The organism is Psychrobacter sp. CAL346-MNA-CIBAN-0220, from assembly GCF_040309805.1.
In the GTDB taxonomy this organism is placed as follows: domain Bacteria; phylum Pseudomonadota; class Gammaproteobacteria; order Pseudomonadales; family Moraxellaceae; genus Psychrobacter.
Map to the genome: position 1 here is coordinate 1 of NZ_JBEOPF010000473.1, position 257 is coordinate 257.

The 257-nt window shown below is 47.9% G+C and carries 1 protein-coding gene; it reads right to left on the reverse strand.

Going from position 1 to position 257, the window contains the following annotated elements; genetic code table 11:
* Positions 1-43: 43 nt before the first annotated feature.
* Positions 44-257, reverse strand: a 214-nt coding sequence (locus AAEY88_RS14415; RefSeq protein WP_350563490.1) for a TrbI/VirB10 family protein, incomplete at its 5' end; no start/stop codon positions are given.

A 257-nucleotide genomic window follows, 5' to 3' on the forward strand; every position in this document is an offset into this window, starting at 1 on the left:
GTCTGAAACGGACTTCGATCGGTTAGCAACATGCAGGATTTTTTCATCTTCTTGCACCTCCCCCTTGCGAAGTGGCCAACGACAACGAGGCACCACGAGTGACTATGACTTCAATTTTCCTTGCAGCGTCTACCTCTATGACTGGGAACATATTTTCAGCCATGTCCAAATAGAACTTGGCCACTCGATCCAATGCTTTACCTGTGCCTTTAATCGCAGCGCCTTGTAATGCTTCTTGGCTCATGACTTGCTGGTAC